Source organism: Streptomyces glaucescens (genome assembly GCF_002154375.1).
Lineage (GTDB): Bacteria > Actinomycetota > Actinomycetes > Streptomycetales > Streptomycetaceae > Streptomyces > Streptomyces glaucescens.
This window is the reverse complement of sequence record NZ_MUND01000220.1, coordinates 1-2,490: the sequence shown is the minus strand read 5'-3', so window position 1 is coordinate 2,490 and position 2,490 is coordinate 1. Positions and strand designations below refer to the sequence as shown.

Sequence of the window (2,490 nt, the reverse complement as noted above, 5' to 3'; positions counted from 1 at the left end):
CAGGGGCGGACTCCGCGCCGGACCGGGTGGGCTCGGGCGGCGCCGAGGGGGCTGCCGAGGGCTGGGCCGAGCCGGAGACCGAGTGCTGTGAGGCACCGGCCCGAGTCTGGATCTCGGAGCCGGCGTCGGCCTCGACGTCGGCGCCCGCCTCGGTCAGGGCCGTCGACGGGTCCAGCCGACCGGTGCCCTCAGGACCGTCGGCGCTCCCCGCCGGAAGCCGCCCTTCGACGGCATCCGGTACGGGTGGGGTCGACCCGTCCGCGCCAGGCCCCATGTCGCCCACTTCGTCGGCGAGTTGGTGTACGAGGATGCCGTTCCGGAACGCGGTGTCACCCACGTCGGCGCAGGTACTGCCGTAGACGTACAGGCGGTTGCCCCCTTCCCGCACGACCTCGACCGAGCGCTGTCCGGTGCGGGCCTCCTTGGCGAGGACTGCGGCGAGGCGGGCGGCGTGCGGGGTGCGGACGACGACCCGCGGGCGCAGCCGGGTGCGGGCGAAGTCCGCCGCCGCCTGGTCGGCGACGATCCTGCCGCCGTCCAGCGTGACGACCCGGTCCGCGATACGTGCGGCCTCCTTGGGGTCGGCGGTGCTGACCAGGACGGTGCCGCCGTGCACGGCGTGGGCGCGCAGCATGCCGTGCAGCCAGCGGCTCTCCCCGGCGGAGAGCCCTACGGCGGGGTCGTCGAGCACGAGGGTGTGCGGGTCGGCGAGCAGCGCGCAGGCCAGCCCGAGGCGGCGGTCCATGCCACGGGAGAGGGTGCCGAGTCGTTCCTCGCGCAGGCTGACGAGGCCGACCGCTTCGAGGACTTCGTCCGCCCGCCGGACCGGGACTCCGGCGGCTGCGCACAGCATGCGCAGATGGCCGCGGACGGTGCGTCCGGGGTGGCCGGGGACATCACCGAGCAGAACGCCCACTTCGCGCGAGGGGTGCGCGATGCGGTGCAGCGGGCGTCCTCGAAAGTGCGTGAGGCCACGGCCCTGTTGGAGCTCGAGCATGAGCCTGAGCACCGTCGTCTTGCCCGCGCCGGTGGCACCGAGCAGTGCGGTGACGTGTCCCGCGCGCGCGTCGAAGGAGACGTCGTCGACGGCGGGCGGGAGGTCCTTGCGGGGGTTGCTGGTCAGTCCGAAGGCCTGGATCACCTTCAGCAATTTAGCGCGCTATATACGGTTTTTCGGGCACCGCGCGGCCCGTTCGGAGGCCGGAACGGGCGAACTCGGGTTCCTTCACCGATCCCTGTTCGTCGCTTCGCCGGTCATGTCGATCGTTCTTGCCGCTCTTCCGCCGCCCCAGCCCGGTTCACCGCAGGTCGTGCGACCCGCTCACACCTCGGGCCGCAGCATCGGGGGGTTGAGGAGCGTGGCACCGCCGGCGCGGAAGAGCTGGGCGGGGCGCCCGCCCTGGCGGGTGGTCGTGCCGCCGGTGGGGACGAGGAAGCCCGGTGTGCCCGTCACCTTGCGATGGAAGTTGCGCGGGTCGAGGGCCACGCCCCAGACCGCCTCGTAGACCCGGCGCAGCTCTCCGACGGTGAACTCGGGCGGGCAGAACGCCGTGGCCAGCGACGAGTACTCGATCTTGGATCGGGCGCGTTCCACTCCGTCCGCGAGGATCTGCGCGTGGTCGAAGGCGAGTGGAGCCAGGGGCTCGCCGTCGCGGCCGTACCCGCCCTGCTGGAGGAGTTCCTCGACCGGTGCCCAGCGGGCGTTGCTGGCGTCACCGCCCGCGCGCGGTGCGGGCAGGTCAGGAGCGAGAGCGAGGTGGGCGACGCTGACCACCCGCATCCGCGGGTCGCGCTTGGGGTCGCCGTAGGTCGCCAGCTGTTCCAGGTGGGCGCCGTTGTCCTGGGCCGGAACGGCGGGGTCGTGGACGCGGAGTCCGGTCTCCTCCGCCAGTTCGCGTGCCGCCGCCTGTGCCAGGTCCTCATCGGCCCGCACGAACCCGCCGGGCAGCGCCCAGCGCCCCTGGAACGGCGGCTCGCCCCTGCGTACCGCCAGCGCGCACAGGGCATGGCGGCGCACGGTCAGCACGACCAGGTCCACGGTGACGGCGAAGGGCGGAAAGGCTGACGGGTCGTAGGGCATGTCGCGATCATAGTCGTCTGCCTGACGATAAACACTCCCTTCGTCGGTCGCATCACTGGCCTGTCCGCGTCCCTGGGTGGGGTCTCACCAGTCGTTCCGAACGTCGTGAGCGCGCGGGTCCCTTCCGTACCGCGCCCCTGTCTCCCCGCGGGGCCGGGCGAGGTCCGGCCCGCCGCGTCACACCCCCAGCTGCAGTCCGTCGGCGGCCTCCTCGACCATGGCGGGGCCGAGGCGGCTCACCCGTACCGAGAAGGGGGCGCCCGCCACGCGTAGCCCGGTCAGGCAGATCTCGCCGAGGGGTGCGGTGCGCACCGGGCGGAGGGTGACAGCCCTGGCCGGGGCGTCCGGGCGAAGACCCGCGAGGGTGGTCAGCAACAGGATTCCGGCAGCCGCGGCGGTGGCGGCGGGTC

Annotated in this window: 2 protein-coding genes and 1 pseudogene; all 3 read right to left on the bottom strand. The window is 73.5% G+C overall.

Features of this window, described 5'->3' with window-relative positions; all coding sequences use genetic code 11:
* Window positions 1-1,141, bottom strand: a 1,141-nt coding sequence (locus CCN42_RS16170) for an ABC transporter ATP-binding protein (RefSeq protein WP_245877307.1), incomplete at its 3' end; no start/stop codon positions are given.
* Between the two features lie 180 nt (window positions 1,142-1,321).
* A complete protein-coding gene (locus CCN42_RS16165) occupies window positions 1,322-2,080 on the bottom strand; it encodes an NUDIX hydrolase (protein WP_086168421.1) in 759 nt (252 codons plus the stop codon).
* Between the two features lie 177 nt (window positions 2,081-2,257).
* Window positions 2,258-2,490 (bottom strand): annotated as a pseudogene (locus CCN42_RS16160) (glycogen debranching N-terminal domain-containing protein); the annotation flags it as partial.